Source organism: Pseudogemmobacter sp. TB195 (assembly GCF_058313095.1).
This window is the reverse complement of the sequence record NZ_JBZEGG010000148.1, coordinates 1-611: the sequence shown is the minus strand read 5'-3', so window position 1 is coordinate 611 and position 611 is coordinate 1. Positions and strand designations below refer to the sequence as shown.

At 62.7% G+C, this 611-nt stretch carries 1 protein-coding gene; it reads left to right on the top strand.

The annotated features are described in order from the left end of the window. Positions 1 to 50 precede the first annotated feature (50 nt). Positions 51 to 611 (top strand): YqaA family protein (locus AC4FS3_RS29085; protein ID WP_491023431.1); only part of this gene is annotated, 561 nt, incomplete at its 3' end.

Here is a 611-nt window from a genome sequence, read left to right as displayed (position 1 = left end):
CGTCATAAGGGCATTAGACCTCCGGTCCGCCGCTCAATAAGAAGGGCTCCATGTTCAAACGGCTCTATGACTGGACCCTGAGCCTGGCCAACCGGCCAGGGGCAACCTGGGCGCTGGCCCTCGTGGCTTTCGCAGAGAGCTCGTTCTTTCCCATTCCGCCAGACGTGATGCTGGCCCCCATGGCGCTGGCGCGCCCGCGCAAGGCTTGGTTTTACGCCTTCGTCTGCACGGTCGCCTCGGTGCTTGGCGCGCTCGTCGGCTACGCCATTGGCTACCTGCTGTTTGATTCCCTGGGCCAGTGGGTCATCAATTTCTACGGCATGCAGGACGGCGTGGCGAAGTTCCGCGAATCCTACGCCGAATATGGCCACTGGATCATCCTGCTGAAGGGGCTGACGCCAATCCCCTTCAAGCTGGTGACCATCATGTCCGGCTTCGCCGAATACAACCTGTTGTGGTTCGTGGCCCTGTGCATCGTCACCCGTGGCCTGCGCTTCGCGCTCGTCGCCGGCGCCATGCAGCTGTTCGCCGAGCCGATCCGCCGCCTGATGGATCGCCACGCCGGCGTCATTGGTTTCGCCATCGTCTTCTTCATCATCGCCGGCTTCGCC